Origin of the sequence: Natronomonas sp. (assembly GCF_046710025.1) — an archaeon.
Lineage (GTDB): Archaea > Halobacteriota > Halobacteria > Halobacteriales > Haloarculaceae > Natronomonas.
Genome location: NZ_JBKEGK010000012.1, coordinates 1 through 26,648, shown reverse-complemented (window position 1 = coordinate 26,648; position 26,648 = coordinate 1). Strand labels below are relative to the sequence as shown.

Here is a 26,648-nt window from a genome sequence, read left to right as displayed (position 1 = left end):
AGTCGGCCGTCTCGCCGTCGGCATACACGCCCTCCCGGACGAACAGCACCGGGCAGGGCGAGTCCGTCATGAGCTTGTGGACCGTGCTGCCGAAGACCGCCTTACCCGTCGGCGACCGCTTCCGCCCAGAGGCGCACAACAGATCAGCGTCGGTCTCGGCCGCAACCCGCAGTATGGTCTCCCTTTTATCTCCGACCTCACCCACGATGTCGCAGCCGAGATCGGCTGTCTCGAGCGCCGCCGCGACGGTGTCGACCCCTTCGAGCCGTGAGGCGAGTTCCCCCGGAGACGGTGGGTCCTCTAGGTCGAACCCGGCCTCTTCGATTCCCGTCCGGTAGGCTGCCTCGCTGAAGACGTGCAGGAGGACGACGCTCGCGTCAGTCGGGTCGGCGACATCCATGACCGCTTCGGTCAGCTCGTCCGTCCGGGCGTCGTCGTTCGGGCCGATCGCAACGAGGAGGGTTTCGATCGCCATACACCACCCACACGTCGCCCGAGTAAAATACAGCGCGGTTCGCGCCGTCGATGGTCGGTGTTTTTTACCCCCGAGTTTGAACTGGCGACTACTCCAATGGACGACGACCCACGGGACAACGAGGAGTCCCTCAGAGACGCTGTCGAGCGCTCTAGGAGCGGTGCGCCCGCCGTCGGGGAGGTCGTCCGTGACCGCTTCGAGACCGACGAGGTGTTCCAGCGCATTATCGCCGCCGCCGACGAGGAAATCGACACCGGAACGCGGGAGCTGTTTTTCAGCGCACTGGCCGCGGGGTTCGCGATCACGCTTACCTTTCTGATCTACTCGTCGATGACTGCCAAGGTCGACGACCCGGTGCTCTCGGTGATGCTGTACCCGATCGGGTTTATATACATCATCTTGGGCGGCTATCAGCTCTACACGGAAAACACGCTTCCACCCGTCGCGCTCGTTCTAGAGCGGCTGGCGAGCATCCCGGCGCTGTTGCGGACTTGGGTCGTCGTCGCGATCGGAAACTTCGCGGGCGGGTTGTTCGGGGCGTTGATACTCGCCTACACCGGTGTCTTTTCGCCGGAAGCGGCGGCGGCTGCGATCGATATCTCACAGAAGGGCGTCGAAACGGGCTTTTGGGATCTGTTCTTCAAGGCCGGCTTCGCGGGTGTGATTGTCGCCGGCGTCGTTTGGCTGGATTTCGCCGCTCGTGATACGATCTCGCGGTTCTTCCTCGTTTATATCGCCTTTCTTTTGATCCCGCTTGCTGATCTCTTCCACGTCGTCGTCTCCTTTACCGAACTCATGTACCTCGTCTTCCTCGGCGAAGCGGCGCTTTTACCGGGCCTCGTCGGCTTTGTTCTCCCCGTTCTTCTCGGCAATACCATCGGCGGCGTCGTCCTCGTTACCGTCGTCAACTACTTCCAAACGACCGAGCGACGCGTCGAGTCAACGCGAGAGGACGGCGTCGAACGACAACTCTCGCTCCGCGAACTGGTCGGCGGCGGTAGCGTCGGCCGGACGTACGTCCCAGCGGACAAACCGACGAAGCGGCGACGAGAGAACGATTGAATCGATTCGCATTCACTCCCCGCCCGTCGAGGAGCGGGCGCCGCAGGCCGTACACCTGAGTATCTCCGCCCCACGCTCGGTTTCGATGCGGGTGTCCGGGAGGCCACACTCCGGACAGCGAACGTACCGCTCGACGTACGCTTCCATCGCCTCCCGAACGCGGTCGGCTCGGAACGCCCCGGTCAGTCTGAGTCGCCCCCGCTCGTCGATGTGGGCGCTCGTTCCGAGTTCGGTCTGAAGATGTTTCATGACGTGCTCGCCCGCCCGATCGAGAACGTCGAGTGTTGGCTGAAAGTTTTCGTATATCGTCTCCGTCCCCTCCTGACGCACTTCGGGGTCGGGGAGCGAGAGCCGATCCGCCGCTTCCTCGATGTCCGGTGTCGTCTCGAGCGCGCGGTCGAGTCCCTCTTCGTACTCCATACCCATCGTGAGCACTCGAATGAAAAAAGTCTTCAGCCCGGAACTGGCCCCGATTGCCGCCCCTCCACGTCTAGTCGGCCGACGGTGATCGGCTTCGGACCGCACGGATCATTGCCCCGGCGTGGGGGTCATCCCGGAATCCGCCGAATCCAGCGGCGTCAGGCCCGTAGAAACGTGTTAACTTGTCTCAGGATACTACTATATACCCTGAGTCGCTACCCGAATACGACTATGAAGAAGCAGGAGCTCATTCATCTCCACGGCCTGCTTGCAGAGGTATGCAACCACTACGAGCAGATGGCAGAGTGCACCGTTGAACACACCGAGTACACCGAACTTGGTGTCCGACCGACATCGATCCACAAATCGAAGACAGACCACAAGGCGGCCGTCTTCGCCCTCGCTGACGGCATTACCGAGGAAATGGAGCACGAAGTCGAACCCGCTGTCTCGGCGACCGCTGACTGAACGGCCGACGATACAGTTCTCGCGGATTCGAATCAACCTCGACAGCCGTGGCCTCGTTGAGACGCCTGCGCAGTTCGCCGCCAAGGGCGGCGCGCCCCAGGGCGTGGCGACCGCGGGCGGACGGGCGTCACTCGTCAAGCAGTTCGTCGAACTCCGGGAGCACGTCCTCATCGTCGCTCGAGGCATCGGCATCGTCACCAGTTCCACCTTCACCCTCCGTCGACGCGTCCTCCTCGTCGGCGTCTCCGTCGTCCTCTTCGAGCTGCTCGACCTCGATGATTTCGAGCGGGATGTTCTCGAGTCGTTGGCCGATCTCCTTGCGGGCGATCCGGGCGGCGTGCTCGTCGTGTTCGACGTTGAATACCGTCATTTCAAGCTCGAGAGCGACGAGCCCCTCGTCGGCGGCGATAAACGCTGGAGTGTGGGACGCTCCGCAGTCCGAACACGTCTGGGACCCCATATCTATCTCGACGTAGTTGAGATCAGGGTTCAGCATCTCGCCGGTCTTGGAGATGGCGATGCGAACCGCCTCGTCGGCCGTTTCGACGTCGTACACGGGGACCGCGGCTTCAACGACAACTCGGCAGTCCATATCACGGTATCGTGTCCCATACGACAAGAAGGTTCGGCCTCTGGCACGGGCGAATCCGGCCGCGACCCGAACCCCCGAGTCTGTCCCGGCGCGTACGGCGAATATGGAAACCGGCAGCCGCCCGATCGAGGCGTTCGACGGCGGATTCGATCTTACCACGACGTTGGAGAGCGGCCAGTCGTATCTGTGGCGACGCGACGATGGCCGGATCTATGACGGCAAGACCGAGGGATCGCCGTGGTACTACACGGTGCTTCCCGGAACGGCGACCACAACGAACGAACCGGAGGTGCTTCGCGTCCGGCAGATCGACGGCCGCCTCGAATGGGTATCGTCCACGGAGAACGCCGCTGACCGACTCGAACACCTTCTGCGGCTGGACGACGATCTGGATTCGATCGCCGAAGCGATGCCCTCGGATCCCCTTATCGACCGGGCCTACGACGCTCACCGTGGGATGCGGCTCGTCCGCGACCCCCCGTTCGGTAGCCTGATCTCGTTTATCTGCTCGGCGCAGATGCGCGTCGCGCGGATCCACGGGATGCAGACCGCCCTCGCAGAAACGTACGGCGAAACGGTTACGTTAGACGGAACGACATACCACGCCGCCCCGACGCCATCGGCGCTGGCGGCGGCGACGGAGGACGAACTCCGCGAGCTTTCGTTGGGGTATCGGGCACCGTACGTCCGGCGAACTGCCGAGATGGTCGCCGAGGGCGAGGCACACCCCGAGGACGCCCTCGGCCTCGAGTACGAGGACGCTCGCGAATCACTAACCCGCTTCGTCGGTGTCGGTGAGAAGGTCGCCGACTGCGTTCTCCTGTTCTCGCTCGGATATCTGGAAGCGGTGCCGCTAGATACGTGGATACGGACCGCGGTCGAGGAGCACTACCCGGACTGTGAGCGGGGCAACTACGTCGAGACGTCACGGGCGATCCGGGCGCAGTTCGGCGGCACGTACGCGGGATACACCCAGACCTACGTCTTCCATCATCTCCGGACCGGCGAGGGCGGCGCTACCTGACTGGTTCAACGATCGGAACCGAGAGGTGTCGCTTCGGCGGACGATGTGTATTCGTCCCAGGCGGCCGACGGGATACCCCTCCTTGCGGACTGCGTGTGTTTCAGAGAGCTATCCGGGTAGGTGCCGGGGCGCTCGGCCGGCGTCTATATTCCCTGGCGTCGTCGGGGACTCCGCTGATACAACGACGTAAACACGTACACGCCGGCGAGGAGGACGAGCGCGGTACCGGTCGCGCCGGCACCGACTTCGATCGCTGGCGGAACGAGCGAAGTGTAGACGCCAAACGCGGTCACCGCGGCGAGGCCAAGCGTTGTGAGGATGGTCGCAGTGGCAACGGGAACGAGGTTGGTTCGGACCCGAGTGTGGCCCGTCTTGACGGCTTCCGCGATCGGCTGGTCCTCAAGCACGATCGCGATGAGTACGAACGGAAGGTGAGCGAGCACGACGAGGCCGGGGACGACGAGCAGTGCGAAACCGAGCGCGGTCGCGATGCTGCCGACGATAACGACGCCCGTGGCGCGGGCGAACTGTCCGACCCCCACGGCGGACGAGGGGACGTTCGAGGTGGGGCTGACGCGTTCGCTCGCTGTGTGGACGAACAACAGGAGGCTGTACGTCATCGCGACACCACTTATACCCAGTAGTGCTCCAGCGCCCAACAGGGTAAGCGGAGTGGCAACGATCGGCTGTTGGGGTACACCCGGGAGGACGGGCTGTAACCGAAACAGGACAGTGTTTAATCCGAGGTTGAACACGTACGTGGCGAGGACGAAAACGAAGGCTGGAACGACGGGATGCCAGTGTCGGGCGGTCGGGAGTTTGGTTTGGTTCGAACCTAGCTGCGAGGCCATACCACCTTTTGATGTAGTTGGCACTTTTAGATTTTTATAATATAATTTATATAATATATGACTGTAATGCGTATTGAGGCCAAAGAAGGCCTAAAGTTCGGCATACAGTCAGACAGGCGTCAGACACAAACCATAGATTTATTGGAACAAAGCGAAATTTATCGCGCGTGAAACGACGAGCCCTCCTAGCAGCCATCGCCCCACTAACAGCGGGATGTTTCGGGACGACGCAGGGTCAATCCGACGAACCGACCGACACGCCGGAGCCGACCGACACGCCGGAGTCGACACCGACCCCGGAGCCGACTGACACGCCGGACCCCGGCCCGTCCGAATCGGAACGGAGGGCGGGGGATGACGCGATCGTCGAGGCGCAAAACCAGCTCCAGGAAGCCGTATATATTTATACGGATGGGGTGTCGGCCGATATGCTCGACGTCTCGGCCGAGACAACCGGCTTCGATGCCCGGGCCGTACTGTTGAAACTCTCCGATGCGCAAACTGCGATCAGCGATGCGGGGCGAGCAGCAACGACGACAGAACAAACTGAAACCGTCGAGTCGCTGCGCGAGGTACACCAATATTTAACGCAGGCGACGGATCTGCAGGCGTGGTTGATCGACGGCCGTGACGCCGTTCTCAACGCCTACGATGCGATAGACGATAGCGACGATGAGGACACGATCGAGTCCGAACTCGACGCGATTGAAGAGGCCGTCGAGAACGCCACCGACCCGTTCGAAGCCATCTCAAACGTCGATTCGGGGACCACGGAGGCTATCGACGCGATCGGGACCGACGAGTACGAACAAAAACAGCGTCAGTTCGAGAGTGAACTCGACGCGTTGGAACGGCTCGAAGGGGCGCTATCGACGATTTACTCCCAACACACGCAACTTGAGGACGCTCAGGACGATATCGACGACGGGGACTACGACTCCGCCGAAAACACGGCCGACAGAGCCAGCGACGAACTCGACGACACGGTCGATGACATGGGGGACCTCGAAGAGAACCTGTCCTCGCGGGCCGATGCGTTCGAGGATCCGGTCGAGGACGTACTGGAGATGGCCCGAGAGTACGAGGATGAGGCCGGATCGGTTGAGGACGAGGCGCAATCACAGTAAGTGTAGTCCGCACAGGCTGCTACGCAGCCCCATCCGGGCTGTCGCCGGATTTTTGTCTTGAACCGCCCGAGAGCCGACATGGACGATCGGATCCGCGCACACGTCTTCGTCTCGGGACGCGTCCAGGGAGTGTACTACCGCGCAACGACGCGCGAGACAGCCCTTGAACGCGGCGTTGGCGGTTGGGTGCGGAATCTCGATGACGGCCGCGTCGAAGCCGTTTTTGAGGGGACAGAGGAGGCCGTCGAGTCGATGGTCGAGTGGTGTCACACCGGCAGTCCGAAGGCTCGCGTCGACGATGTCGAGATCGAGTACGGTGATCCGACCGGACTCGAGGCGTTCGAGATCAGACAGTAGGCGATCGACCCTGGGTGCCGCGTGCGCCGACGCGTCGCCACAACGATTAGTTCGATCCGGCGTGAAGACCGACGTATGATTTCAAGCACGGAGATGGCCGTCGTGGACGCGAACGCCGAGGCACTCGGTGTGCCACGCAAGCAATTGATGGAGTCCTCGGGCAACGCCGTCGCGCACGTCGTCCGCGAGGTAGCCGACCCCGGGACATCGGTCACGCTGGTCTGTGGACGGGGCAACAACGGTGGCGATGCGTTCGTCGCAGCGCGGTTCCTCTCCGGATACGAGGTCAGCGTCCATCTCCTCGGCCGCCCGGAGACGATCACGACCGACATCGCGCGGGAGAACTGGAAGGCGCTCCAGTTGGCCGGCGTCGACACGCGGCGAGTCGGGGACTCGCGGTCGCTTGAGCTTGGCGATCCCGACGTGATCGTGGACGCGATGCTCGGCACCGGCGTGACGGGCGCGCTTAGAGAGCCCGAGGCAACCGCCGTGGAAGCGGTCAACGCCGCCGACGCGACGGTTGTCGCCGTCGATGTCCCCTCGGGAGTCGACGCTGACACCGGCGACAGCGAGGGGCCTGCGGTGGAAGCCGATCGGATTATTACCTTCCACGACGGCAAGCCCGGGCTCGAATCGGTCGACGCCAGCGTAACCGTCGCCGATATCGGCATCCCGGCGGCCGCAGAGCGGGTGGTCCATCGGGGCGACCTACTCCGACTCTCCCGCGACCCAACGGCACATAAGGGCGATTTCGGCCGTGTTCTCGTGATCGGGGGCGGCCCTTACACCGGCGCGCCCGCCCTCGCCGCGCAGGCGGCCCTCCGGGCAGGTGCGGACCTCGCGTACGTCGCTTGCCCGGAACTGGTCGCGAGCGGGGTACAGAGCTACAGCGAGAACCTGATCGTCCGCCCGCAGCCCGGCGACCGGATCGCGCCGCCGAACGTGCCGGATCTGCTCGAGGCCGCTTCGGGCATGGATTGTGTCGTGTTCGGCCCCGGACTCGGGGACGCCGACGCGTCGCTTGAGGCGGCCGCGTCGTTCCTCGCTGCGTTCGATGGGACTGCCGTCGTCGACGCCGACGCTTTACAGGCTGTCCCGGAGGTCGACACCGAGGCGACGCTCGTCTGCACGCCACACCAGGGGGAACTCGAGGCGATGGGCGGGACGACCGCCGCCGATCCCGACGAGCGCGCCGCGCTCGTTGCCGACTTTGCGGCCGATCTTGGGGTCACACTTCTCGTAAAGGGCGCGGTCGACGTGATCTCCGACGGCGACCGGACCCGGGTCAACCGGACGGGCAATCCCGGAATGACCGTCGGCGGTACCGGGGACGTGCTCGCTGGCGTGACGGGTGCGATGGCGTGTCCCCTCCGATCAATTCACGCGGCGGCTCTCGGCGCATACCTCAATGGCCGGGCCGGCGATATCGTCGTCGAAGAGTGCGGCTACGGGTTGGTCGCGACCGACCTCCTCGAGGCCGTGCCGGCGGCGTGTTGGCACGACAGCGTGAACTGAGCGGATTGTGCCGTCGGTGGATTCTTCGCGCTTGCGGCGATACACGCAGGTATGAGCGACGGATCGGACCTCACGCACGTTACCGAGGAGGGGGACGCACAGATGGTCGATGTCGGCGACAAACCCGACAGCGCACGCCGGGCGGTGGCCAGCGGACGGATCAAGCTCGACCCCTCGACGATCGAATCGATCCGAGCGAACGAACTCGAAAAGGGAGATGTACTCGCGGTCGCCCGCGTTGGCGCGATCGATGCGGTCAAACACACGTGGGAGACGATCCCGATGTGCCACCAGATCCCGATCACGAACGTCGAGACGACGTTCGATGTCAGCGAGGCCGACATCGCGTTGTCCGTCGCCGTCGAGACAACGGGCAAGACGGGATGTGAGATGGAAGCCTTGGAAGGCGTTACAACCGGGTTGAACGTGATCTGGGACATGGTGAAGGCCGCCGAGAAGGACGCCGAAGGGCAGTATCCCGGCACACGGATCAACGACGTGGAGGTCGTCTCGAAAGAAAAACGCGTTCTGTAGGTCGGTGTCGACGGTTGCTACTCGAGCGCCGGCGTCGGCAACTCTCCGGCCTTCGAGCGCGCCTTCTCGATGATCGCCGGGCGGGCCTCGAACTCGATCGTGACATCATCACCGTAGTCGACCGACTCGACGTGAGCGTGGTCGTGAACCCACGACACGAGGCTCATCGTCTCGTCAGTCATCGGGATGACGAGTCGTTCGTGCCGCCAGGCGGGCAACTCCGCGTCGATGCGAGCGCGCAGGTCGTCGATGTTCGTCCCCGTTTTTGCGCTCACAACCACCGGGTCCTCCGCGAGTGCTGCGAGGGCGTCGCGTTTTTCATCCAGCTCCTCGTCGTCAACGAGGTCGGCTTTGTTCAGAACGGTGACGATCGGAGCCTCGTTGCGCTCGTAAAGCGTGTCGTGACATGTGACGAGTTTCTCGCGGATCTCCTCGACGGGGTCGGAGGCATCGACGACGAGCAACACCAGATCGGCCCGGTACACCTCCGAGAGCGTCGACCGGAATGACTCGACGAGCCAGTGGGGGAGATCGGAGATGAACCCGACGGTGTCGGTCACCAACACGTCCCGTCGGTCGAACTCCGCCCGGCGAGTGGTCGTCCCGAGCGTCGTAAAGAGACGGTTCTCCGATTCGGCGGTTGCGTCCAAGTCCGGGTGCAGCCCTTCGTTCTCGTCTATGTCGAGATCGCTCGCCAACCGGCGCAACAGCGTCGACTTCCCGGCGTTCGTGTACCCGGCCAAAGCGACGAGATCAAAGCCCGACTCGCGGCGCTGCTCGCGGCGGTGGGCCTCAGTTCGCTCAATGCGTTCTAGCTCGTCGTTGATCCGGCTGATCTGCGCTTTGATGTCGCGCTCGCGGGACTCGTCGTATTCGCCGAGGCCCATGAACCCCGGCCGCTCGTCGCGCTTTGCGAGCGATGCCTTCGCCTCGGCGCGCGGCAACTCATACCGGAGTTCGGCGAGTTCGACCTGCAGTTGGGCTTTTTTTGTCTGGGCGCGCTGGCCGAAGATATCGAGAATAAGTTTGAACCGGTCGATCACCTCGATACCCTCGGGGAGTTCGTTCCCGAGGTTGTACGTCTGATACGGCCCGAGGCGGTTGTCGAAGACCACTATCGTCGCGTCGGTCTCGGCGACGAGCGTCGCGAGTTCGGCGACTTTTCCCTCCCCGAGACAGAGCGCGGGGTCCTCGGTCCGCGTCTGTGTGACCTCGCCGACGACCGTGTAGCCGGCCGCGCGGGCGAGGTCGCGTATCTCCGCCGTGTCCGGGTAGCCGTCGTCGGCGCGTTTCGCCACGACCGCCCGGCCGTTCGTTCCAGTCACTCACGTGGGGCTACGTCGTCACAGTATTTATGTCCGGCCCCGGGAGAAGACTTTTGTATAACTGCAGGTAATTGACCGCATGAGTATGGATCTGCCCACGCCCGCCGATCTCAAGGACCGTCGGACGGATTTAGACCTGACACAGAGCGAACTCGCCGATCGGGCCGACGTCTCTCAGCCGCTGATCGCGCGCATCGAAGGCGGGGACGTCGACCCGCGGCTCTCGACGCTTCGACGCATCGTTACCGCCCTTGACGAGGCCGAGAGCGCGGTGATGCATGCCGGCGACATCATGCACGAGGGCGTCGTCAACGTAGCGCCGGACGACAGCGTTCGGGAGGCGATCGACGTGATGGTCAAGCAAGGGTACTCACAACTGCCGGTCGTCCGCGACGGGCGGCCACAGGGAATAATCTCGAACTCGGACATCCGGCAACTCGATCCGGACAACGCTGGCGAGTTGCCGGTCGCCGAGGCGATGCGGGAGGCGATTACGACCGTCGAACCCGACGCGACGCTAGACGAGGTTAACGGCCACCTCAACCATCAGGACGCGGTGATGGTCGTTGAGGACGGCCAACTGCGCGGTATCATCACCGAGGCGGACGTTGCGGCCCACGTCTCATGAGCTACTACTCGCGGACTCGAGACAAAGGTGCACAGGAGCAGAGCCCCGGACAACGGCACCGCTGGCAGTATCAGTCCTCTTCCTCTCCGTCGCCAGTCTCGAACGTGTCGATGATCGAGAGCGGGATATCCCGCAACGCGCCGCCGATTTCGCTTTTCGCGATCCGCGAGGCGTGCTGTTCGCTGTCGGCGTTGAACACCTTCATCTCGAGTCCCAACCCGACGAGCGCCGTGTCGGCAGCGATGAACGCCGAGTCGAACGGCTCCCCGCAGGCCGGACACGGCGTCGAACCGACCTCAACCTCCACGTAGTCCATGTCGGCCTCGTTGAGCCGCCGTCCGGCCTCACTGACTGCGACGCCGATCGCATCGTCAATCGCCCCAACGTCACGAACCAGCCACGCAGCCTCCATCGCGACGATATAGTTTGTCATATTCCATCGAAGCGTCGCCCGACGGATAGCCCTATTGTTTCCCGTCTGGCACGTTTGCCCCCCACTCACATCGCAGCCGCCGCCGGCACCTACCCGCGTTATCCGTCGCTCGCTGGATCATAACCCAGGGGACCGCCGGTCCGTCGGGCGAAACGCAAAAATGCCGTTAAATACGCTACGGAGCCGGCTTATATAGTTGACTGGGGCGGTGGGGCAGAAGATATATATACTGATGGCCGTTGGCCTCGCGGTACGATGGCACCTAGCCCGCACCGGGCCGCAGTGTTCGCTCTGTACCAGTTCAGTATCGTCCTCGGTATCGCGCTCCTGCCGGTCGTGCTCGCCGCCAAACGCGCCGGAATCCGCCTCCCCATCGGCCGGCTCATCGACCGACTCGGCTCGACCCACCGGCGGCTGGCGGACAGCTGATCTCACCCGTGTCCCGGCCGCGCCGTTGCGCTCGAACATCGGTAACCGGAAGCTTTTATCAGCGTCGGGATGTACTACAATGTAATGCGTCAACCGGATTCCTCCCTGCCGCGTACCGGACAGAATCACACGCTCTCGCCGTACGAGCCCGAACTTGGCGACGTTCCCTCGAACGACCTCTCGGCCGAAGACCTCGAGAACGTCAACAAGACCGGAACGACGACGATCGGTATCTCGACCGCCGAGGGCGTCGTCATCGCGACCGACATGCGCGCCTCGCTGGGCGGCCGCTTCGTTTCCAACAAGAACGTCCAGAAGGTCGAACAGATCCACCCCACCGCCGCGTTGACGCTCGTCGGGAGCGTCGGCGGTGCCCAGTCGTTCATCCGGTCGCTCCGGGCCGAGGTCGACCTCTACGAGGCGCGACGCGGCGAGGACATCTCGATCAGTGCCCTTGCGACGCTGGCCGGGAACTTCGCCCGCGGCGGGCCGTTCTTCGCGATCAACCCGATCCTGGGCGGCGTCGACGAGGAGGGCCACCACGTCTACTCGATCGACCCCGCCGGCGGCGTCATGGCCGACGATTACACGGTTACCGGGTCTGGTCTCATGGTCGCGCACGGAACCCTCGAAGAGGGCTACGAGGACGACATGACGAACGACGAGGCCAAACGCGTCGCCGCCTCCGCGATCAAGGCCGCTGTTGAGCGCGATACCGGCTCCGGTAACGGCGTCTACCTCGCGACGATCACCGACGAGGGCGTCGAAATCAACGGTCACAACGACTTCGACGACGTCCTGTAAGGCTCGACACACCCGACAACTTCGGATCTTTTAATCGCGATCGGTCAGTATCCAGTAGTCATACCAATGCAGTTCGCCGAGTTCGCTGCCCGCGCCGCGGAGATCGAGTCGGTGTCCGCCGATACCGACACCGTTGATCTCGTCGCCGAGGCGTTCGCCGACGCCGGCGATGATCTCGCTGTCGTGACCCGGTTCGTCCAGGGTCGGGTGTTTCCCGCTCACGACCCGACGAAACTCGATATCGGGCCGGCGCTCTGTCACGAGGCGCTCGCGAGGGCGGCGAGCCCGAACGTCACGGCTGCTGACATCGAAGCGCGGTTAGCCGAGGTGGGTGAGATCGGTGCAGTCGCCGAGGGGTTAGATCTCGGGGGGCAGCGGGGCCTGGGATCGTTCGGGGGCGGCGACGACAGCGGGCTTACCGTCGCCGGCGTTGACGTTGATCTTCGGGCGCTCGCCGACGCCGCGGGCGCGGGGAGCACCGACACGAAGATCGAGACGCTGTTCGGGCTGTTCAACCGGGCCGAGCCGATTGAAGCCCGGTTTCTCGCCCGACTCGTGTTGGGGAACATGCGGATCGGCGTCGGCGAGGGGGCGGCCCGAGACGCGATCGCGGCTGCATTCGGCGTCCCGCCGGACGCCGTCGAACGGGCGATGCAGGTGTCGAATGACGCCGGACTTGTCGCCAAGACGGCGCGCGAGAGCGGCGAAGCGGGGTTGGATGATGTCCGGTTGGTCGTCGGACGGCCGGTCGAAGCAATGTTGGCACAGGCCGGAAGCGCCGTCGAAGCGATCGAGGCGTGGGATCGCGTCGCGGTCGAGGCGAAGTTCGACGGCGCACGGGTGCAACTCCACCACGACGGCGCGGAAACGCTGCTGTTCTCCCGAAACCTCGAGGATGTCACCGACGCGCTTCCAGAGGTCGTTGAGGCCGTCGCCGGGGCGCTCGATCGGCCGGCGATCCTCGACGGCGAGGTCGTCGCCGTCGACGAGGACGGCTCCCCGCGCCCGTTTCAGGACGTGCTTCGTCGGTTCCGTCGGAAACACGACATCGCGGCGGCGCGCGAGGCGGTCCCGGTAGAGTTCTACGCTTTCGACTGCCTGCACGCGGACGGCGACGATCTTCTCGACGCCCCGCTTCTCAAACGACACGAGCGGCTGTCGAGGCTTCTCGACGGGGACGAGGCCCTCGACGGCGGTGTCGCCGACCTCCGGATCGCTGAGTCGGCCGACGAGATCGCGACCCGCGAGGCGGCGGCGCTTGCGGCCGGCCACGAGGGGATCATGCTGAAGAACCCCGAATCGACGTACACGCCCGGTGACCGGGGACAAAACTGGCTAAAACGCAAGCCCGACGTCGAAACGCTCGATCTTGTCGTGACAGGGGCCGAGTGGGGTGAGGGGCGGCGGGCGAACAACTTCGGGACGTTCCTGCTCTCGGTCCGCGACGGCGAGGCGTTCGAGCCGATCGGCAAGGTGGCGACCGGGATCACCGACGAAGAACTCGAACGCCTCCACGAGCGACTCGTCCCGTATGTCCGTTCGGAATCAGGCACCGACGTCGAGATCGACCCGGCGGTCGTCTTCGAGGTCGGGTACGAGGAGATCCAGCGCTCGCCGACGTACGGGTCAGGGTACGCGCTTCGGTTCCCGCGCTTCATCGCCATCCGTGGCGATAAAGCCCCCGAGGACGCCGACAGCCTCGAACGGGTCGAACGGCTCGCCGGGTGATCGTCGGCTTTGTGCCCGTCCGCCCCATACTGGGATCTATGATTGAACACGACGGGGTGGCGCTCTCATGGCTCGGCCACGCCACGGTTCGCGTGGCGAGTGGGGGAACGACTGTCTATATCGATCCGGGGCGCTACGGGGTGTTGGACGACTACGATGGAGCGGACGGCGATGTCGTCTGCGTGACGCACGGTCACCACTACGACGCCGACGGGATTAGAGCCGTTGCCCGACCCGACGCCACGGTGGTCGCCTTCGATGGCATCAACACCCACCGGATCGACCGCGACGTCGAACGCTTCGCCGATCTCCCCTACGAGGTCCGGAGCGTCGACTCGGAATCCGACATCGCCGTCGGGGACGCGATCGTCCGGACAACTGCGGCGTACAACGATCCCGACGGACCGCACGTTCGGGCGAACGGTGACCCGTATCACCCGAAGGGTCGCGGCTGTGGCTTCCACGTTACCATAGAGGGGGTCTCGGTGTACTGCCCCGGCGATACGGACGTGCTCGAGGGCCACGAACACCTCGCTGTCGATGTCTTCTGTCCGCCGATCGGGGGAACGTGTACGATGGACCGCCACGAGGCTGCAGGCCTCGCAGTGGCGCTGGACCCCGGCCTCATCATCCCGATTCACTATGATACCGTCGACGCGATCGATGCCGACGCCGAGACGTTCGCCGCGGACCTCGCGGAGCGCGGCGTGGAGGTGCGACTCGACCGCTGAGTCGCACCGAAGTGGGTGTGGATGTTCCGAGAGAGCGACCTCGCTGTGTCATCTCGTATAGTCGCACCAATCGCGGTCCACGGTATCGTCTGACGAGGATTTATATAGGATGAACACCGAACACCTGGTATGGTACAAACCAACACACCATACGAGTACGGCGACGTCGACATGGAAGCGCTGGGCGAGGACCCGCCGCACGAACGCCAACACGGGACCGACACGGTCATCGTTGACGGGTCGGCGATGAGCTACAGGCGCTACACGAGCGCCGAAACGGAGTAAGCACGCCGAGCCGACCTGCCGGTCGGCCCCGTCCCGGTCGCCGCCAACGGCCCGGACGGATTCGACGCGTCGCCCGCCGCTCACGTTTTAGTTGACACGCTTGATGAGCCACGGCACCAACGCAATCGCCCCCGTACATTTATATACGAGTCCGGGGCCATTCTCGGTGTGATCGAACTACTCCCCGCGTTCGATGTCGCCCTCGCCGCGGATCCAACCCTCCCAGTTGGGATGGGACCGAACCCCGACGCCATGCCCGGTCCGCGTCCGGGCGGGGTCACCTCGGTCCTCGGCAGCGCCGTCGGCGCGTTTCTGACGACGCTCATCGTTGGCGCGATACTGATCGCCGTCGTCCCCGACTACACGCGCGATCGGATGACGGAGGTGCTCGACGAGCCGATCGGCTCGTTCCTGTACGGCGTGGCAGCACTGATCGGGCTGTTTCTCGCGATCATCGTGTTCGCCATCACGCTGATCGGCATCCCCATCGCAATCGTGCTCGCGTTGCTCGCGTACGTCATCTGGGCTGTCGGCGCGTCGATCGCGTTCCTCGCGATTGGCGACCGTCTCGTAGGCCACGGCGGCGGCTGGACGACACCGCTCGTCGTGGGTGCGGCAATCAACGGCGGCCTCACGCTGACGGGTATCGGCGGCATCGTCACGTTCGCGGTCGGCGCCACCGGGTTCGGCACCGTCCTCCGTGCGTACCTGTGATATCCTCCGCGGCGTAAACAGAGCGGGATCGAAGATCCAGCAGGCAGTCGGGCTTCGCCCGACAACGCCGAGGGTTCCCCAACCGCACGTTTGGGGCCGGGCGGTCCGACACCAACGGGGCAAGGTTCCCCGCCCGTTTCGGGTACTCCGGTTCGCGCTCGGTACGTGAGTCGTCGCCGTGTGACGACGGTGTGGCGTGATTCGGTGTCCGAACTGGGCACGGTATTGCTTTGCACAGTACTCGACACCCGCTGTCGAGTGACATCAGCCACGGGTGGGTGGCGACACGGCCCGTCACATCGGAGCCACGGGTTCTGTAAGAACACTGGGTTTGATACACCACTGCTAGTTTCCTTCTCGGTTATGACCCCGAGCACTCAAGCGTGGTGTCCGTATCGACAGGGAGGATCCGGGGTGTCCTTGGATTTGTTTCGGCGCTTGAGTTACCGCCGTATCCGACCCCAATGGGCATAACATGAGTAGAACGGAGTGAGACTGACGCGATTCACCTATGGAAACGCTGCTGGCCGAACAAACCACCGCTGACGACAAAATGATTCCGCCGACTCGGTGACGGCTGCCCGACCAGCCGGCAGGCGGATGGGAACGACACGGCGGTGCGGTCGCTGTCTGGCGATAGCTGTCGCTCACGCTGGGCCGCGGCCGGCCACTGCGGGCCGCCCCCTCGGCGGCCCGCAGCTCCCTCGTCGATCACACAGCGGTCGTCGCGTCTGGGGGAAGCGATCTCGTGACTCGGGACGCCAGCGCGTGACGCAGAACTTCACCTATTCGGGCTTTCCCGGCTGCCGCGGCGCGCGGCAGCCGGGCTGTAGCGCCCATGACTCGGCTTCTTTCGCGCATGGACCAGTCAGCACGACGTGCTCTCGGGCACGGAATACAGGTCGGTCTCTTGCGCCCCATATCTTGTTTCACGCTCCAGGGATAGCAGCGTTTCCATCGAGTCAGCACGGACATTCAAACTTATCAGACACATTGTACTCCCGTGAGACATCAGTCCAAGCTCGTCAGCATCGACTGTTCTTCCGAGAATACGGCGAGGATGGGGTTAGTGGGAGATAACCTGCTTCAACAGTAGGAGACAACCAAAGCTATATATGTAATTCTATTAGCATACTCAAAATGTACGCCTGGAACACTACCGAGCGAAAATCTACTAGTAGGCTTGGTGAAAATATCATAAGTAGAATACTCGCGCGGATGCGCTAATCTATTCCGACAGTTCCCACGATCCGTCGAGAACTGCCTTACACTGTTCGATTATGTGGTCGGTGAACTCCGTTGTGGTGCGTCCCTGTGGATTCGCTACTGCACGGTGTTTGACCGTTCCAATAACCCACGGGGAACAGTATGATTTCTTATTGGGGTTTCGGCCTGTAATCCACGCTTTTCCGACCTCGTAGTTTGCCGGAAGATCGCTCGTCGTGAGTGCAGCACAAACGTACTCCTCGCCGGGATACGGGAGCTGCTCTGCGGCCAAAACTAACCAGAGTCGCGGGTTCGAGCCCTGTCTAAAGGGATCAGGAGCCCAGAAAACATCCCCTCTTCGATAGGCGTCACTCACGCTGTTCACGCGGGTCGACCGCGTGCGCCTGCCACTCGTCGTATTCGAACGGTGATTCTTCGTGACTTTCAGCGACGTCACTAGCGTGGGCCGTTGCAGCGTCGATACTCCGATCGTGATCACTAATTCGCCAGTACCGTCCTCTGTGGTCCACTTGCCCGCGTTCCCGAAGTCGTACCAGCGTCGGCCCAACCGAGCCACGCTTGACTTCGGTCGCCTGTGCTATTTCGGTCTGCGTGAACGCCTCGTTAGCATTCTCTTCGAGAAATTCAAGTATCGTAGCGGCATTCGTCTCAGGCCTCGGTTGCCCCTCACTGTCATCGATCTCCTCGAACCGATCAGCGCTAATTGGCATATGTATTGTCTTGTATTAGATGTACTAAATGCTTTCCAGGGTTCTCTTTTGTGTCCGTCTACGGCCGAAGTGGCTGTACATATCAATATGAGTTCGATAGAGTATTATTAAGGGTAATATACGCCCGGAACACTAACGTCCGACCTCATCCCAGGCGGTGTGCCACGGTCGGTCGGCTAACCCTCGTGCCGGGCGGGTCGCGCCGCAGGCGCGACCCACAGCCCCCACGGCCTCAGCCGTCGAGGCGGGCGACGCCGAAAGCGTCGCCGGACGCGTATCGCACACCCGGGTTCTCCGAGCGGTCATTGCTGCCCGTAGGGGCTGCTCGGTCGGGGACTAATGGTGCGCATCAAAACATACGTCGTCAGGGGATAATTCTCTTTCGTGTCTGTGACCGTGTGGATCGGATCGGGGTGGACTCGAACGTCGGCGGTCTCAAACTGCGTAGTCGCTCTCAAGGACCTGCGCGTACCGGCCGTTGCGGTAGCCGAACTTCCGGAGGGTGTATTCGGTGAACAGCTTCACCCCCGAGACGCCGGCACGGATCGATTCGCGGGGCTCGATCCCATTGTCGTCAACGATTGTGTCGACGAGGCTGAACAACCGGTCCCAGTCGTCCGGGCCGTAGCCGCGGACCATCTTCGCGAAGATACAGTTCCGGCGGACCTCGGGGCCGATCGCCCGGTGCCACTCGGCGTTGTACGCTCGCAACGCGCCGAGCGCCGCGAGCCGCCCCGCAATCGAGCCGGTCCGGACCGCCACGTGATCACCGCCCTCGTGGAAAGCGGACGTCGTGCCCATCGCGCCACCGACGACTGCGACGTTCGCCCGCGTCGGCGACTCGATCGGGCGCGTCGACGAAATCGGGTACGTTTCGGTGCCGCCGGACTTTCCGCGATCCGTCCGCAACGGGAAGTCATCGAGATCGTATCCGGGGTAGACGGTTTCAAGCAGCCGTTCGATGTACGTGCCGCCCTGTGGAATCCGGTCGTCCTCGGACTGTAACAGCCGGTAGCGTTCGCGGTTTTCGACCGAGTCGAGGTCGAGGTCGATCGGCATCGTCAAGCCGACCCGGGCGACGCGCCCGTCGTTGGGAAATACCCACGGATAGGCGGTGTGCCCCGGCATGTACCCCCACCAGAACTTGATCCGATCGTCTTCGAATAGCTCCGGGGGAAACTCCCGGTACTCCTGGTACGCGATGTGGTTCGCCCGACGGGTTTCGAGGCGGTCCATCGCCGCTTCGGGGAGCCAGCGCTCGAGAACCCGGCCGGTGACCGTTCGTTGAGGGCCGTCGGCCAAGATGAGGTACTCGGCCTCGATTTCGGTGCCGTCCCGAAGGGTTAGCATGTGTGAGGGGCTTCCAGTGAGCGTCGTCTCGACGTCGGCGACGCTGGCTCCAACCCGGTAGTCAGCCCCGGCGTTCCGCGCCCGTTCGCCCAGCCAGTCGTCGAAGCGTGCCCGGTGCATCGTGAACCCGAAGTTGGGGTACGTGGAGTCGATTCCCGTCTCGGTCAACGACAGGGTTTCAGCGGGGCCGATGAACTCCGCCGCCGAGAGTTCGCGGTGTTTGACGTGTTCGGGGACGGGCTCGTCGAGATCCATAATGTCGACCCAATAGTCGAGGATGCCCGCCGCATCGGTCGAGTCCGGGCCCCGGCCGTCCCGGTCGGCCCGGGGGACGCCCTTCTCAAGGACGACGACGTCGGCCCCCTCGCGAGCGGCCGCGTGGCCGGCAGAGGAGCCGGCCGGCCCCCCGCCGACGACGGCGACATCTACGCGTTGCATACCCTGTTTCGGGGACCGGCGGGGCTTAAAACGATTGAAGCGACGCGTCCGGACGACGTGTCAGTACGTCGGCGACTCCTTGGGGACGCCCCCGCGTTCGTTCGGTGCGCGAGCGAAAACGCAGAGCGCGTTGGAGGGCCCTTGAGGTACGCGATGGCGGCGTTGTTGATCGGCCCGGCGGCGGCTCTCGATCTGCGGTGACTCGAGATGGTCCGTGTCCGGGGTCGCGAAATCGGCCTGGATGATATGGGAGTGGTTTTAGATCCACCCAGGTTGTTCGTCGACATCGTCGTAGCCCGACGGGCGCGTCAGCCCGATGAGTCCGTTGGCCTCGCCGACGGTCACGTACGCCTCGATCCGCGGGTTCGTCTCCGGGGGACGGAATATTTTGCGGGGTCGGTCATCCCCTCGCCGCCGCGGCCGGTGTAGATTTTCATCGCTGCTCAGTCGTTGGCGCTACGACAACGTGAACCCGTGTGGGACTGCTGTCGTCCGACTAGTTCAGGCAGCCGAGTTCCCGGAATCGGCTCCGAACGAAGCCGGCTGCCGCCCTCGTCTTCGAGGGCTGACGGATCCGCTCCATCTCGTCGTCGCCCAATTCGAAATCAAAGACGTCGCGGTTCGCGGCTATGTGCTCTCGGCTCGTCGCCTTTGGGACGGTCACAACGTTCGGCTGCTGGACGAGCCAACGGATCGCGACCTGCGCCGGGCTCTTGTCGTACCGGTCCCCGACGGCCTCCAAGACCGGGTCGTCCAAGACCCCGCCGTGGGCCAGCGGCGAGTAGGCGGTCACGACGATGTCGTGAATTCGGCAGTAATCGAGCAGTTCGGTCTGGGACCAGTAGGGGTTGTACTGGACCTGATCGGTTAGGATGCCGTGCTCGGAGAACTCACGGGCGCGGTCCAGCCGGTCGATGTCGAAGTTCGAAACGCCGATATGCCGAACCGACCCCTCCTCGACCAACTCGTTCATCGCGGCCAGGGTCTCCCGGAGCGGCGTTGTCACGTTCGGCCAGTGGATCAAGAGCAGGTCGACGTACGAGGTACCGAGTTTTGCGAGGCTCTCCTCGGTCGATTGACGCACCTCATCGTAGCCGCGATTGCCGCTCCCGAGCTTCGTCGTCACGAAGACATCCTCGCGGTCGACATCGCTGTCGCGGAGTGCGGCGCCGACCTGCCGCTCATTGTCGTACTCCTGTGCGGTGTCGAGGTGGCGATAGCCGAGCTCCAGCGCCGTTCGGACCGCCTCGCGACACTGTTCGCCGGTCAGCCGCCATGTCCCGAGCCCGACAAACGGGATTTCGACGCCGCTGGCTGTGGTGGTGTTCATACCGCTGGTACGGACGCGAGTCGCATAACTCCCGCGTCAGGGGAACTCCCGGAGCGCCTCAAGGATTGATTCGATCGATGCCGACGTCGTCGCGAGCGAGACGCCGTCCGCTCGGGCGAGCGCTGGGGCGTGCTCCCAGAGATCGTCGCCCTCGAGACCCTGAAGGATGACCGCCGACGGCGTCGGCGTCACGACCCGCAACGCAACGAGCGGCGACTCGCCCCGTGTCACGTTGGTGAACACGAGCGCGCGGTTCGTCGACTGGCCGTAGAGCCGGTAGAACTCCTCGCTGGAGAGCCGCTTGATTGCCTCGACGCTGTTTATTACCGTGTGACCCGCGATCGTCTCGGCACCCCCCGATACGACCGTCTCCGCATCGATAGCGTCATAAAACCGCGAGAGCGGGATTGTCGCCGGGTACTCCCGGAGGTCGTAAACGACATCCTTGTCGAACCCAGCCGACAGGACCCTTGCATGTTGGCGGACGCGGTCGCCGCCCCGGCGTTCGTCGATGTCAAGCAGTGACCTGACGACACGACTGACGACCCTGATCCCGGGGTTCTCCCGCCGACCGCTCTCATAATCGGAGACGACCGACGCGGAGACATCGAGTTCGTCCGCGAGCGTCGTCTGTGCCACGCCGAACTCCTCGCGCCACTTCCGCAACGTCGCTCCCGGATCGTCCGACAGCGTTACCTCCCCGGCGATTCGCTCGGCGAGTTCCGCACGCGCATCGCGCATACGTCCTCATGTGCTCCCTGACGATATAAGAGTGGCCTCACATCTTGCGAGTAGGCCTACGATCCGAGGTAGCTGATACCGCTGGCCTGCGGTGGTGTGTGCCCCTGCCAGCGGGTTTATATCGATCGGACCCTACCCCACGGCCATGCCGTCGACGCTCGTTGCTGTCGCCGTCGGTGTCCTCCTTGCTATTGCGCTTCTCGGTCCAGCATTCAACCGCAGTTCCGTGGCGATCGTCGCCGCCGCCGCCGCGGCCCCTGATCTCGACCTCGTCTTCGCGCTCGTCGACCTCGGCGACCCGAACGCAACCCTGCACACCGTTTTCGTTCCCCTCCTCGCGGCGGCGGTACTGTACTCCGATACCCGGCTTGGCGGGGCCTCGCGACTCGCCGACCGGTACGGCCTGTACGGGGTTCGGGTCGCGTGGGTCGCCATCGCCGCCCTCATGATCGCGGGAATCGGGGTCGACGCGTTCAGTTCCGAGGGCGTCGCGCTGTTATACCCACTCTCGGGTCGGTACTACGCCGTCGTCGGCGGGTTCCTCCTCTCGACGCAGGACGGCATCGTCCAGACCTACGTGACGCTCGCCGACGGGTGGATCGAGGTATCCTCGCCGGGGACGCTCGACACCCACACGATCCCTTCGCCCGTCACCCCCGGCGGCGACCGACGGCTCCGGATCGTCGAAACCGGCGAACAGGCCGTCCTCGTCGCAACGGCGATTGTCGCCCTCGCGGCGAAGTGGCTGGTCGAACGGTACGATCGTCTAGCGGAGGCGCGGGCCTGATGCCCTCGTCGGTCGTCCATGCCGCGGTTGCGGCGGTACTCGCGGTCGGACTCCTCGGTCGGTTCTATGATCGCCAGGCACTCGCCATCGTGGTCGCGATCGTTCTGGTCCCGGAGTTGGACACGGCGCTGGGACTGGTGATTGCGGGTGCCCATCGGACCGTCCTGCACACGATGGGCCTCTCGGCGGTCGCCACCCCACTCCTGTACTGGGAGACGACCCGAGAGGGGTCCTGGATCCGGGGGCGGTGGGGCGCCCGCGGCGTCCGAATCGCCTGGGTCTGTCTCGTCGTTCACACGTTCGCCCACATCGCATTCGATTGGACACATCTCGAGGGGATCAACCTCATCTGGCCGGCCGTAGATCGGTTCTTCGTTCTCGAGGGCGAGATGTACGTCTCCGCGTCGGAGGGCTTCGTCCAGACGTTCGTCGATATCGCCCGGGATCCCGAGACTGGCCGGGGCGTGATCGACGCGGGGCAGGGCGGTACGCGGGCCGAAACGCACGTTTCGAATCCGGCCCAGCCCGATCCCCAGCCGGATCCTGGCCCCGTCGATCGTCGCTTTCCGATCGCCGTCCGGGGGTGGCAACTCCACCTCCTCCTCACCGGCGCGTCCGTGATGGCCGCGAGGCGGCTTCAGTCCGATCAATTTAATCCGAGAGGCTGCGGCCCGAACAGTACATCCGATGACTGACGCGACGATCCGCCCGTATGACCCAGCGTCCACCGGCGACCGGCGGGCGCTCTGGGATCTCAAGCGGGAGTTCGAGACCGGAATCGGCGAGGCGACCGGCGGCGAGGACAAGTCGAGCCGGTACGAGTCGAAGTTGACTCAGGGGTATAAACGGCGGTGGCTGGAGTGGGTCGATCGCTGTGTCAGCGACGAGGAGCGCTGTCTCTCACTGGCCGAAACTGAGAGCGAGGGTGTGGTAGGGTACGTCTTCGTGCTGCCGGAGCGGCTATCGTTTATTTGGGATGCGGCTGTGGTCAACGAACTATACGTTGCCCCCGAAAAGCGGGGCGATGGCATCGCCGACGCGCTGTTCGAGCAAGCCATCGGGGTCGCCGAGGAGCAGGCGCTGCCGCTCGATCGCCTCCTGCTCGACGTCGACCGGGACAACGAGCGCGCGCGGCGGTTCTACGAGGGGTACGGCTTCGAGCCGTGGGGCGAGGTCGTCGCGCGCGAACTGTGAGGGTTCGTCGTCAAGCGCCTACTGACCGCCTCCGGCTCCGGTATTCGCGGCGACAACCCCGCCGAGTGAACCGAAGACCACCGGAAAGACGATCCCGGCAAGGACGATCGCCGGCACCAGTTCCGGGCGCCCGCTGAAGGTCGCGCCGAGCGCTTCCGAGGACACTCGGAACACGACCGCGCCGACTGCAGACAGCGTCAGATACGCCGGTGCGGCGAGCGCGCCGGCGACCGCACCCTCGGCCGTATCGGTGACGCCGCTAGATCGGCCGACAAAGACCCCAGCCGTGACGAGGAGCGCGACCGGGACGACATATAAAAGCGGGGTGAACCCGTCGCCGCCGACGTATGAGACCGACCGAGTCCCGCCGAAGCCCAGGAAGCCGGCCTCGATGACGGTGTCGACGAAGTGGCTATTAAAAAAGACCCAACCGACGAAGTCGATCGTGCCGCCGCTCTCGACGTTTCCGGATATTTCACCGAGTTCGGAGCCCTCGATGCGGGCGAGGACGACGAGCGCCGTCAGTGCGTAGCCGACGATCCACGTGGCTGTGCCGGCGAGGGCTCCCATGACGAACGAACGGCTATCAACTTCGATATCCGAGGACATTCCGTCTCAACGGAAAACGTGGGTTTAAAAATAGCTTGTGGCCATCGATCGGGGCTATCGGCCCCGAGCTACTCCAAACACCCCCGGGAATCGACTCGCTAAAGGGTCGCTTCGGTGTCGATACCGTAGACACGGGCCGGCGTTTCGACGTGCGCACGGCGAAGCGCCTCATCGTGCCCCGCGTCCGCGAGTGTCGCGGTCCGCCTCGGGACGGTCTTCGGACCGAGCACTGCGCCCGGGCGGTCCGGGTCGTCGATAAAGTCGGTCTCCATGAAGAAGGGCCACTCTCCACCACAGGCGCGTTCGAGGTCATCGGTGTTGGCGATGACGCTCGGGATCGGCCCCTCAATGTAGCCCCCGGAATAATGCTTGACGACCTGCTCACGCGGGAGTCCCTGGGCTTCGGCCCACTCCGCGATGTCCTCAAAGTCTTCGCCGCCCTCCGTGTGGAGTTGGACGGCACAACCGACCTCTGCGGCGCGGGCAAAGGCGTGCCGCATGACCTCGTTTGAGGCGTCCCACGTCGCGTCCGCGACATCGTAGTGGGGGCGCCCAGACTTGATCGCGAGTGCTGGCCCGGAGGCGACGTACTCGGCGGCGACATCGATGCCCGCCTTCATTAGGTCGGCGGCCTCCTCTGGATCGTAGCCCCGTTCGAGCAGTTGAGATATCAACGCCGGGTGAACGCCGAGGACGGGGCGGGCCCGGCCGGGAAGCACTTCGTCGGCCGCCTCGGTCACCTCGACGGTGATATCGAACGTCTCCCGGAAGCCGTCCTCGTCGTCGACCTCGCCGACGAGGTTCCAGGAGGGCTTGTTGAGAACGTTCAGGTGGGTTCCGCCGGCGCGTTCGAACTCCTCGGCGGCTTCGACCCCACGTCCGTTGACCGGGTCGAGATGGAGGTGGTTATCGAGTACAGGGCCGTCGTACATATCTGGAATTCGGCCGGCAGTTTAATAGGGATTGTTGTCGCGTTCGGGGGCATCGCTCGCTCCGATCGACAGGCAAAGCAGGCTGTCGTCGCCCGCTTTGCTCGACGGGTGAGGCGGCCGTCGTCGCCCGCTTTCAAGTCACTCGATCGTCAGTTCGCCATCATTGCTGTCCTCGTCCCACTCAAGTTCGAGTTCGATACTCAACTCGCCGGGCCCGTCGGCCGGTCCCTCTCGCTCGGCTTTTAGTTCGAACGTCGGGCGGGCGGGCGGCTCCATCGTCACCGACTCCTCACCGGACCGGAGAGTGATCGCCTCACCCTCGTCAAGAGAGTCGGCGACGGTCCGGAGATAGGTCGCGATCTCGGATCGGTGCTGCTTGCTCTCGGATTTGAAAAGGACGTTCTCGGGCATGTGAGAAGATACGCGGCGCGGGTATATAAAAACCCCCACGCCGATTTATAACCGCCTCCGGCGAGTATATAAACCAATAAACCGCTGGCTAAAAGCCGATCGACGCCTACCGTTGAATATGACCAACCGCATCGTCGGCGGGCCTCGGATCCAGGCCACCACTGCGTCACAGATTGAATCGGGGGCTGCGCGAGTCCGTGCCTGCTGGAACTCGTTCCGCGAGCGATCCTTGGGCGAGCGCAACGGCACGCTGCTTGCCTGCTTTTTCAGCGCTAAATCAGTCATAAACGGCGGTCCGCTGTACACCGCGACCCACCCAATAACCGACAATGACGCCTTGCTCGGCCTCGGTGAGACGCTCTCCGAGTACCTCAGTCCTCGGCCCGATCACAGCGACCGCGCCTCGCTCGTTCGACCCGGCTTCCCGACCGCTCGACACTCCCAGGGCGGTTATCGATGACCGATCGACTGGTCGAACGCGGGCCGATCCGCGCCGCGACGTTCTTCGCGCTCGCGTTCGTCCTCATGGCTGTCGGGGGTGCCCTGATCGGTGAGTTCCGGATCGGCGTCCGGTGGGGGATCGGTCTCGGCGTCGCCTTCGGTGCGTTCGCGTACGTCTTCCTCAGGCCGACGGAGGCCTCGGACGGTACCTGACTGTTTCGGAGCCCTCGCGATCCGTATCCCCGGTCTCTGCGTTTGTGGTCGTGTTCGGACCTCGAAAACGCCTCGTTTATTAACGCGACCGATGAAGAATCAGTATGGCTGAACACGACAGCGGAGCGCCAGCGATCGATTCGAACCTGTTCGTGACAGTGTCGGGTCCACCCGGTTGCGGCGCGACGGCGCTCTGCACCCGCCTCGCGGAGGCGATGGACTGTCCGTACGTCTCCGGCGGCGACATCTTTCGCGACCTCGCGACGGACCGCGACATGACGCTAACGCAGTTGACGGCGGAGGCCCAGAAGTCCGACGAGATCGATCGAGCCCTCGATCGACGCCTGCTCTCGATCGCTGAAAAGTGGGGCGCAACCAACCGGCCGTTCATCCTCGAATCGCGGCTAGCCGGGTGGCTCGCGGGGAATCGCGCCGACTTTCGAATCTGGCTCGACGCCCCCGAGTCGGTTCGCAAGGAGCGGACCGACAGTCGCGAGGAGACGGCTGCCGAAATGAGCGTCCGGGAGGTCAACGAGGCTGGTCGCTACCAGTCGTACTACGATATCGATCTCGACGATCGGACGTTCTACGACCTCCAGATCAACACGGCCCGGTGGAGCAAGGCGGGCATGCTCGAACTCGTTCGGGCGGCAATCGAGGCCTACGATCCCGACGATGACGAGGGAGCATTCGAGGCGGACCCGATCGAAATCACCGAGTAACGACGGAGCGAACGACTTTTTCTCGAGTTATGTCCTCCGAG

At 63.9% G+C, this 26,648-nt stretch carries 32 protein-coding genes and 1 pseudogene; 20 read left to right on the top strand and 13 right to left on the bottom strand.

What is annotated here, in order from left to right:
• On the bottom strand, positions 1 to 475 hold a 475-nt coding region (locus ACI944_RS01900), incomplete at its 3' end, for a universal stress protein (protein WP_411717376.1).
• Positions 476 to 571: 96 nt separating this feature from the next.
• Here ACI944_RS01900 and ACI944_RS01895 point away from each other — a divergent pair.
• A pseudogene (locus ACI944_RS01895) lies at positions 572 to 1,498 on the top strand (formate/nitrite transporter family protein); the annotation flags it as partial.
• A 51-nt stretch (positions 1,499 to 1,549) separates the two neighbouring features.
• Here ACI944_RS01895 and ACI944_RS01890 read toward each other — a convergent pair.
• On the bottom strand, positions 1,550 to 1,957 hold the full coding sequence (locus ACI944_RS01890) for a translation initiation factor IF-2 subunit beta (protein ID WP_411717375.1): 408 nt from the start codon (positions 1,955 to 1,957) through the stop codon (positions 1,550 to 1,552).
• A gap of 231 nt (positions 1,958 to 2,188) precedes the next feature.
• On the opposite strand from ACI944_RS01890, the gene ACI944_RS01885 reads away from it, so the two are divergent.
• Positions 2,189 to 2,425, top strand: coding sequence for a UPF0058 family protein (locus ACI944_RS01885; RefSeq protein ID WP_411717374.1), 237 nt, complete (start codon positions 2,189 to 2,191; stop codon positions 2,423 to 2,425).
• A 127-nt stretch (positions 2,426 to 2,552) separates the two neighbouring features.
• On the opposite strand, the gene ACI944_RS01880 is transcribed toward ACI944_RS01885, so the two are convergent.
• Positions 2,553 to 3,017 (bottom strand): DUF555 domain-containing protein, encoded by a 465-nt coding sequence (locus ACI944_RS01880; protein ID WP_411717373.1) that lies wholly within the window; start codon positions 3,015 to 3,017, stop codon positions 2,553 to 2,555.
• 103 nt (positions 3,018 to 3,120) lie between these two features.
• Here ACI944_RS01880 and ACI944_RS01875 point away from each other — a divergent pair, with 103 nt between their 5' ends.
• Complete coding sequence (locus tag ACI944_RS01875; protein WP_411717372.1) at positions 3,121 to 4,041, top strand: DNA-3-methyladenine glycosylase family protein; 921 nt, start codon at positions 3,121 to 3,123, stop codon at positions 4,039 to 4,041.
• A gap of 143 nt (positions 4,042 to 4,184) precedes the next feature.
• On the opposite strand, the gene ACI944_RS01870 is transcribed toward ACI944_RS01875, so the two are convergent.
• Positions 4,185 to 4,892: a hypothetical protein gene (locus ACI944_RS01870; protein ID WP_411717371.1), complete on the bottom strand. Its 708-nt coding sequence runs from the start codon at positions 4,890 to 4,892 to the stop codon at positions 4,185 to 4,187.
• A gap of 167 nt (positions 4,893 to 5,059) precedes the next feature.
• On the opposite strand from ACI944_RS01870, the gene ACI944_RS01865 reads away from it, so the two are divergent.
• The 4 genes from ACI944_RS01865 to moaC all read left to right on the top strand — a co-directional run bounded on the left by ACI944_RS01865 (position 5,060) and on the right by moaC (position 8,425).
• Positions 5,060 to 6,019 (top strand): hypothetical protein, encoded by a 960-nt coding sequence (locus tag ACI944_RS01865; RefSeq protein ID WP_411717370.1) that lies wholly within the window; start codon positions 5,060 to 5,062, stop codon positions 6,017 to 6,019.
• A 78-nt stretch (positions 6,020 to 6,097) separates the two neighbouring features.
• Entirely contained in the window at positions 6,098 to 6,376 is a 279-nt protein-coding gene (locus ACI944_RS01860; protein ID WP_411717369.1) for an acylphosphatase, read from the top strand.
• Between the two features lie 75 nt (positions 6,377 to 6,451).
• A complete protein-coding gene (locus tag ACI944_RS01855) occupies positions 6,452 to 7,891 on the top strand; it encodes an NAD(P)H-hydrate dehydratase (protein ID WP_411717368.1) in 1,440 nt (479 codons plus the stop codon).
• Between the two features lie 51 nt (positions 7,892 to 7,942).
• Entirely contained in the window at positions 7,943 to 8,425 is a 483-nt protein-coding gene (gene moaC, locus ACI944_RS01850) for a cyclic pyranopterin monophosphate synthase MoaC (protein ID WP_411717367.1), read from the top strand.
• A 17-nt stretch (positions 8,426 to 8,442) separates the two neighbouring features.
• Here moaC and hflX read toward each other — a convergent pair whose 3' ends face one another.
• On the bottom strand, positions 8,443 to 9,750 hold the full coding sequence (gene hflX / locus ACI944_RS01845; RefSeq protein ID WP_411717366.1) for a GTPase HflX: 1,308 nt from the start codon (positions 9,748 to 9,750) through the stop codon (positions 8,443 to 8,445).
• Between the two features lie 85 nt (positions 9,751 to 9,835).
• Between hflX and ACI944_RS01840 the strand changes: the two genes are divergently transcribed.
• Positions 9,836 to 10,378, top strand: coding sequence for a CBS domain-containing protein (locus ACI944_RS01840; RefSeq protein WP_411717365.1), 543 nt, complete (start codon positions 9,836 to 9,838; stop codon positions 10,376 to 10,378).
• A gap of 70 nt (positions 10,379 to 10,448) precedes the next feature.
• Here ACI944_RS01840 and ACI944_RS01835 read toward each other — a convergent pair whose 3' ends face one another.
• Positions 10,449 to 10,811 carry a DUF555 domain-containing protein gene (locus tag ACI944_RS01835; RefSeq protein ID WP_411717364.1) on the bottom strand — a complete coding sequence of 121 codons (363 nt, stop codon included), beginning with the start codon at positions 10,809 to 10,811 and terminating at the stop codon, positions 10,449 to 10,451.
• 255 nt (positions 10,812 to 11,066) lie between these two features.
• Here ACI944_RS01835 and ACI944_RS01830 point away from each other — a divergent pair, with 255 nt between their 5' ends.
• The 6 genes from ACI944_RS01830 to ACI944_RS01805 all read left to right on the top strand — a co-directional run bounded on the left by ACI944_RS01830 (position 11,067) and on the right by ACI944_RS01805 (position 15,502).
• Complete coding sequence (locus tag ACI944_RS01830) at positions 11,067 to 11,240, top strand: hypothetical protein (protein WP_411717363.1); 174 nt, start codon at positions 11,067 to 11,069, stop codon at positions 11,238 to 11,240.
• 84 nt (positions 11,241 to 11,324) lie between these two features.
• Positions 11,325 to 12,044: an archaeal proteasome endopeptidase complex subunit beta gene (gene psmB, locus ACI944_RS01825; RefSeq protein WP_411717362.1), complete on the top strand. Its 720-nt coding sequence runs from the start codon at positions 11,325 to 11,327 to the stop codon at positions 12,042 to 12,044.
• Positions 12,045 to 12,110: 66 nt separating this feature from the next.
• Positions 12,111 to 13,772, top strand: a complete 1,662-nt coding sequence (ligA, locus tag ACI944_RS01820; protein WP_411717361.1) for an ATP-dependent DNA ligase LigA — start codon at positions 12,111 to 12,113, stop codon at positions 13,770 to 13,772.
• Between the two features lie 38 nt (positions 13,773 to 13,810).
• Positions 13,811 to 14,503, top strand: coding sequence for an MBL fold metallo-hydrolase (locus ACI944_RS01815; protein ID WP_411717360.1), 693 nt, complete (start codon positions 13,811 to 13,813; stop codon positions 14,501 to 14,503).
• Positions 14,504 to 14,632: 129 nt separating this feature from the next.
• Positions 14,633 to 14,788 (top strand): hypothetical protein, encoded by a 156-nt coding sequence (locus tag ACI944_RS01810; RefSeq protein ID WP_411717359.1) that lies wholly within the window; start codon positions 14,633 to 14,635, stop codon positions 14,786 to 14,788.
• A gap of 168 nt (positions 14,789 to 14,956) precedes the next feature.
• A complete protein-coding gene (locus ACI944_RS01805) occupies positions 14,957 to 15,502 on the top strand; it encodes a hypothetical protein (RefSeq protein ID WP_411717358.1) in 546 nt (181 codons plus the stop codon).
• Between the two features lie 1,574 nt (positions 15,503 to 17,076).
• On the opposite strand, the gene ACI944_RS01800 is transcribed toward ACI944_RS01805, so the two are convergent.
• The 4 genes from ACI944_RS01800 to ACI944_RS01785 all read right to left on the bottom strand — a co-directional run bounded on the left by ACI944_RS01800 (position 17,077) and on the right by ACI944_RS01785 (position 21,298).
• The gene (locus ACI944_RS01800) at positions 17,077 to 17,439 is read right to left on the bottom strand and encodes a MarR family transcriptional regulator (protein ID WP_411717357.1); all 363 of its coding nucleotides are present in this window, start codon (positions 17,437 to 17,439) and stop codon (positions 17,077 to 17,079) included.
• Between the two features lie 435 nt (positions 17,440 to 17,874).
• Positions 17,875 to 19,227 carry an NAD(P)/FAD-dependent oxidoreductase gene (locus tag ACI944_RS01795; RefSeq protein WP_411717356.1) on the bottom strand — a complete coding sequence of 451 codons (1,353 nt, stop codon included), beginning with the start codon at positions 19,225 to 19,227 and terminating at the stop codon, positions 17,875 to 17,877.
• A gap of 496 nt (positions 19,228 to 19,723) precedes the next feature.
• Positions 19,724 to 20,557 (bottom strand): aldo/keto reductase, encoded by an 834-nt coding sequence (locus tag ACI944_RS01790; RefSeq protein WP_411717355.1) that lies wholly within the window; start codon positions 20,555 to 20,557, stop codon positions 19,724 to 19,726.
• A gap of 36 nt (positions 20,558 to 20,593) precedes the next feature.
• Complete coding sequence (locus ACI944_RS01785; RefSeq protein WP_411717354.1) at positions 20,594 to 21,298, bottom strand: helix-turn-helix domain-containing protein; 705 nt, start codon at positions 21,296 to 21,298, stop codon at positions 20,594 to 20,596.
• Positions 21,299 to 21,443: 145 nt separating this feature from the next.
• Between ACI944_RS01785 and ACI944_RS01780 the strand changes: the two genes are divergently transcribed.
• Genes ACI944_RS01780 through ACI944_RS01770 form a run of 3 tightly spaced genes read left to right on the top strand, consistent with a single transcriptional unit; the run spans position 21,444 to position 23,279 of the window.
• Positions 21,444 to 22,085, top strand: a complete 642-nt coding sequence (locus ACI944_RS01780; protein ID WP_411717352.1) for a hypothetical protein — start codon at positions 21,444 to 21,446, stop codon at positions 22,083 to 22,085.
• Entirely contained in the window at positions 22,085 to 22,780 is a 696-nt protein-coding gene (locus ACI944_RS01775; protein WP_411717351.1) for a metal-dependent hydrolase, read from the top strand. Before ACI944_RS01780 ends, ACI944_RS01775 begins: the two co-directional genes overlap by 1 nt.
• Entirely contained in the window at positions 22,773 to 23,279 is a 507-nt protein-coding gene (locus tag ACI944_RS01770) for an N-acetyltransferase family protein (protein WP_411717350.1), read from the top strand. The genes ACI944_RS01775 and ACI944_RS01770 overlap by 8 nt, the downstream gene beginning before the upstream one ends.
• A gap of 18 nt (positions 23,280 to 23,297) precedes the next feature.
• Here the strand turns inward: ACI944_RS01770 and ACI944_RS01765 are convergent, their stop codons facing one another.
• The 3 genes from ACI944_RS01765 to ACI944_RS01755 form a co-directional block, all read right to left on the bottom strand.
• Positions 23,298 to 23,888 carry a hypothetical protein gene (locus ACI944_RS01765; protein ID WP_411717349.1) on the bottom strand — a complete coding sequence of 197 codons (591 nt, stop codon included), beginning with the start codon at positions 23,886 to 23,888 and terminating at the stop codon, positions 23,298 to 23,300.
• 98 nt (positions 23,889 to 23,986) lie between these two features.
• Complete coding sequence (locus ACI944_RS01760; RefSeq protein WP_411717348.1) at positions 23,987 to 24,820, bottom strand: TatD family hydrolase; 834 nt, start codon at positions 24,818 to 24,820, stop codon at positions 23,987 to 23,989.
• 138 nt (positions 24,821 to 24,958) lie between these two features.
• A complete protein-coding gene (locus tag ACI944_RS01755) occupies positions 24,959 to 25,231 on the bottom strand; it encodes an amphi-Trp domain-containing protein (protein ID WP_411717347.1) in 273 nt (90 codons plus the stop codon).
• A 118-nt stretch (positions 25,232 to 25,349) separates the two neighbouring features.
• Here ACI944_RS01755 and ACI944_RS01750 point away from each other — a divergent pair, with 118 nt between their 5' ends.
• The 3 genes from ACI944_RS01750 to cmk all read left to right on the top strand — a co-directional run bounded on the left by ACI944_RS01750 (position 25,350) and on the right by cmk (position 26,607).
• Positions 25,350 to 25,691: a hypothetical protein gene (locus ACI944_RS01750; protein ID WP_411717346.1), complete on the top strand. Its 342-nt coding sequence runs from the start codon at positions 25,350 to 25,352 to the stop codon at positions 25,689 to 25,691.
• Positions 25,688 to 25,885, top strand: coding sequence for a hypothetical protein (locus ACI944_RS01745; protein ID WP_411717345.1), 198 nt, complete (start codon positions 25,688 to 25,690; stop codon positions 25,883 to 25,885). The genes ACI944_RS01750 and ACI944_RS01745 overlap by 4 nt, the downstream gene beginning before the upstream one ends.
• Positions 25,886 to 25,989: 104 nt before the next feature.
• Positions 25,990 to 26,607 (top strand): (d)CMP kinase, encoded by a 618-nt coding sequence (gene cmk, locus ACI944_RS01740; RefSeq protein ID WP_411717344.1) that lies wholly within the window; start codon positions 25,990 to 25,992, stop codon positions 26,605 to 26,607.
• Positions 26,608 to 26,648 lie beyond the last annotated feature (41 nt).

Coding starts and splice junctions, on each gene's coding strand:
- ACI944_RS01760 (WP_411717348.1), bottom strand. CDS start 24,820: ATGTACGACGGCCCTGTACTCGATAACCACCTCCATCTCGACCCGGTC.
- moaC (WP_411717367.1), top strand. CDS start 7,943: ATGAGCGACGGATCGGACCTCACGCACGTTACCGAGGAGGGGGACGCA.
- ACI944_RS01880 (WP_411717373.1), bottom strand. CDS start 3,017: ATGGACTGCCGAGTTGTCGTTGAAGCCGCGGTCCCCGTGTACGACGTC.
- ACI944_RS01755 (WP_411717347.1), bottom strand. CDS start 25,231: ATGCCCGAGAACGTCCTTTTCAAATCCGAGAGCAAGCAGCACCGATCC.
- ACI944_RS01835 (WP_411717364.1), bottom strand. CDS start 10,811: ATGACAAACTATATCGTCGCGATGGAGGCTGCGTGGCTGGTTCGTGAC.
- ACI944_RS01765 (WP_411717349.1), bottom strand. CDS start 23,888: ATGTCCTCGGATATCGAAGTTGATAGCCGTTCGTTCGTCATGGGAGCC.
- ACI944_RS01875 (WP_411717372.1), top strand. CDS start 3,121: ATGGAAACCGGCAGCCGCCCGATCGAGGCGTTCGACGGCGGATTCGAT.
- ACI944_RS01780 (WP_411717352.1), top strand. CDS start 21,444: ATGCCGTCGACGCTCGTTGCTGTCGCCGTCGGTGTCCTCCTTGCTATT.
- ACI944_RS01815 (WP_411717360.1), top strand. CDS start 13,811: ATGATTGAACACGACGGGGTGGCGCTCTCATGGCTCGGCCACGCCACG.
- ACI944_RS01795 (WP_411717356.1), bottom strand. CDS start 19,227: ATGCAACGCGTAGATGTCGCCGTCGTCGGCGGGGGGCCGGCCGGCTCC.
- ACI944_RS01770 (WP_411717350.1), top strand. CDS start 22,773: ATGACTGACGCGACGATCCGCCCGTATGACCCAGCGTCCACCGGCGAC.
- ACI944_RS01830 (WP_411717363.1), top strand. CDS start 11,067: ATGGCACCTAGCCCGCACCGGGCCGCAGTGTTCGCTCTGTACCAGTTC.
- ACI944_RS01800 (WP_411717357.1), bottom strand. CDS start 17,439: ATGCCAATTAGCGCTGATCGGTTCGAGGAGATCGATGACAGTGAGGGG.
- ACI944_RS01885 (WP_411717374.1), top strand. CDS start 2,189: ATGAAGAAGCAGGAGCTCATTCATCTCCACGGCCTGCTTGCAGAGGTA.
- ACI944_RS01870 (WP_411717371.1), bottom strand. CDS start 4,892: ATGGCCTCGCAGCTAGGTTCGAACCAAACCAAACTCCCGACCGCCCGA.
- psmB (WP_411717362.1), top strand. CDS start 11,325: ATGCGTCAACCGGATTCCTCCCTGCCGCGTACCGGACAGAATCACACG.
- ACI944_RS01840 (WP_411717365.1), top strand. CDS start 9,836: ATGGATCTGCCCACGCCCGCCGATCTCAAGGACCGTCGGACGGATTTA.
- cmk (WP_411717344.1), top strand. CDS start 25,990: ATGGCTGAACACGACAGCGGAGCGCCAGCGATCGATTCGAACCTGTTC.
- ACI944_RS01855 (WP_411717368.1), top strand. CDS start 6,452: ATGATTTCAAGCACGGAGATGGCCGTCGTGGACGCGAACGCCGAGGCA.
- ACI944_RS01745 (WP_411717345.1), top strand. CDS start 25,688: ATGACCGATCGACTGGTCGAACGCGGGCCGATCCGCGCCGCGACGTTC.
- ACI944_RS01785 (WP_411717354.1), bottom strand. CDS start 21,298: ATGCGCGATGCGCGTGCGGAACTCGCCGAGCGAATCGCCGGGGAGGTA.
- ACI944_RS01790 (WP_411717355.1), bottom strand. CDS start 20,557: ATGAACACCACCACAGCCAGCGGCGTCGAAATCCCGTTTGTCGGGCTC.
- ligA (WP_411717361.1), top strand. CDS start 12,111: ATGCAGTTCGCCGAGTTCGCTGCCCGCGCCGCGGAGATCGAGTCGGTG.
- ACI944_RS01775 (WP_411717351.1), top strand. CDS start 22,085: ATGCCCTCGTCGGTCGTCCATGCCGCGGTTGCGGCGGTACTCGCGGTC.
- ACI944_RS01810 (WP_411717359.1), top strand. CDS start 14,633: ATGGTACAAACCAACACACCATACGAGTACGGCGACGTCGACATGGAA.
- ACI944_RS01860 (WP_411717369.1), top strand. CDS start 6,098: ATGGACGATCGGATCCGCGCACACGTCTTCGTCTCGGGACGCGTCCAG.
- ACI944_RS01750 (WP_411717346.1), top strand. CDS start 25,350: ATGACCAACCGCATCGTCGGCGGGCCTCGGATCCAGGCCACCACTGCG.
- ACI944_RS01890 (WP_411717375.1), bottom strand. CDS start 1,957: ATGGAGTACGAAGAGGGACTCGACCGCGCGCTCGAGACGACACCGGAC.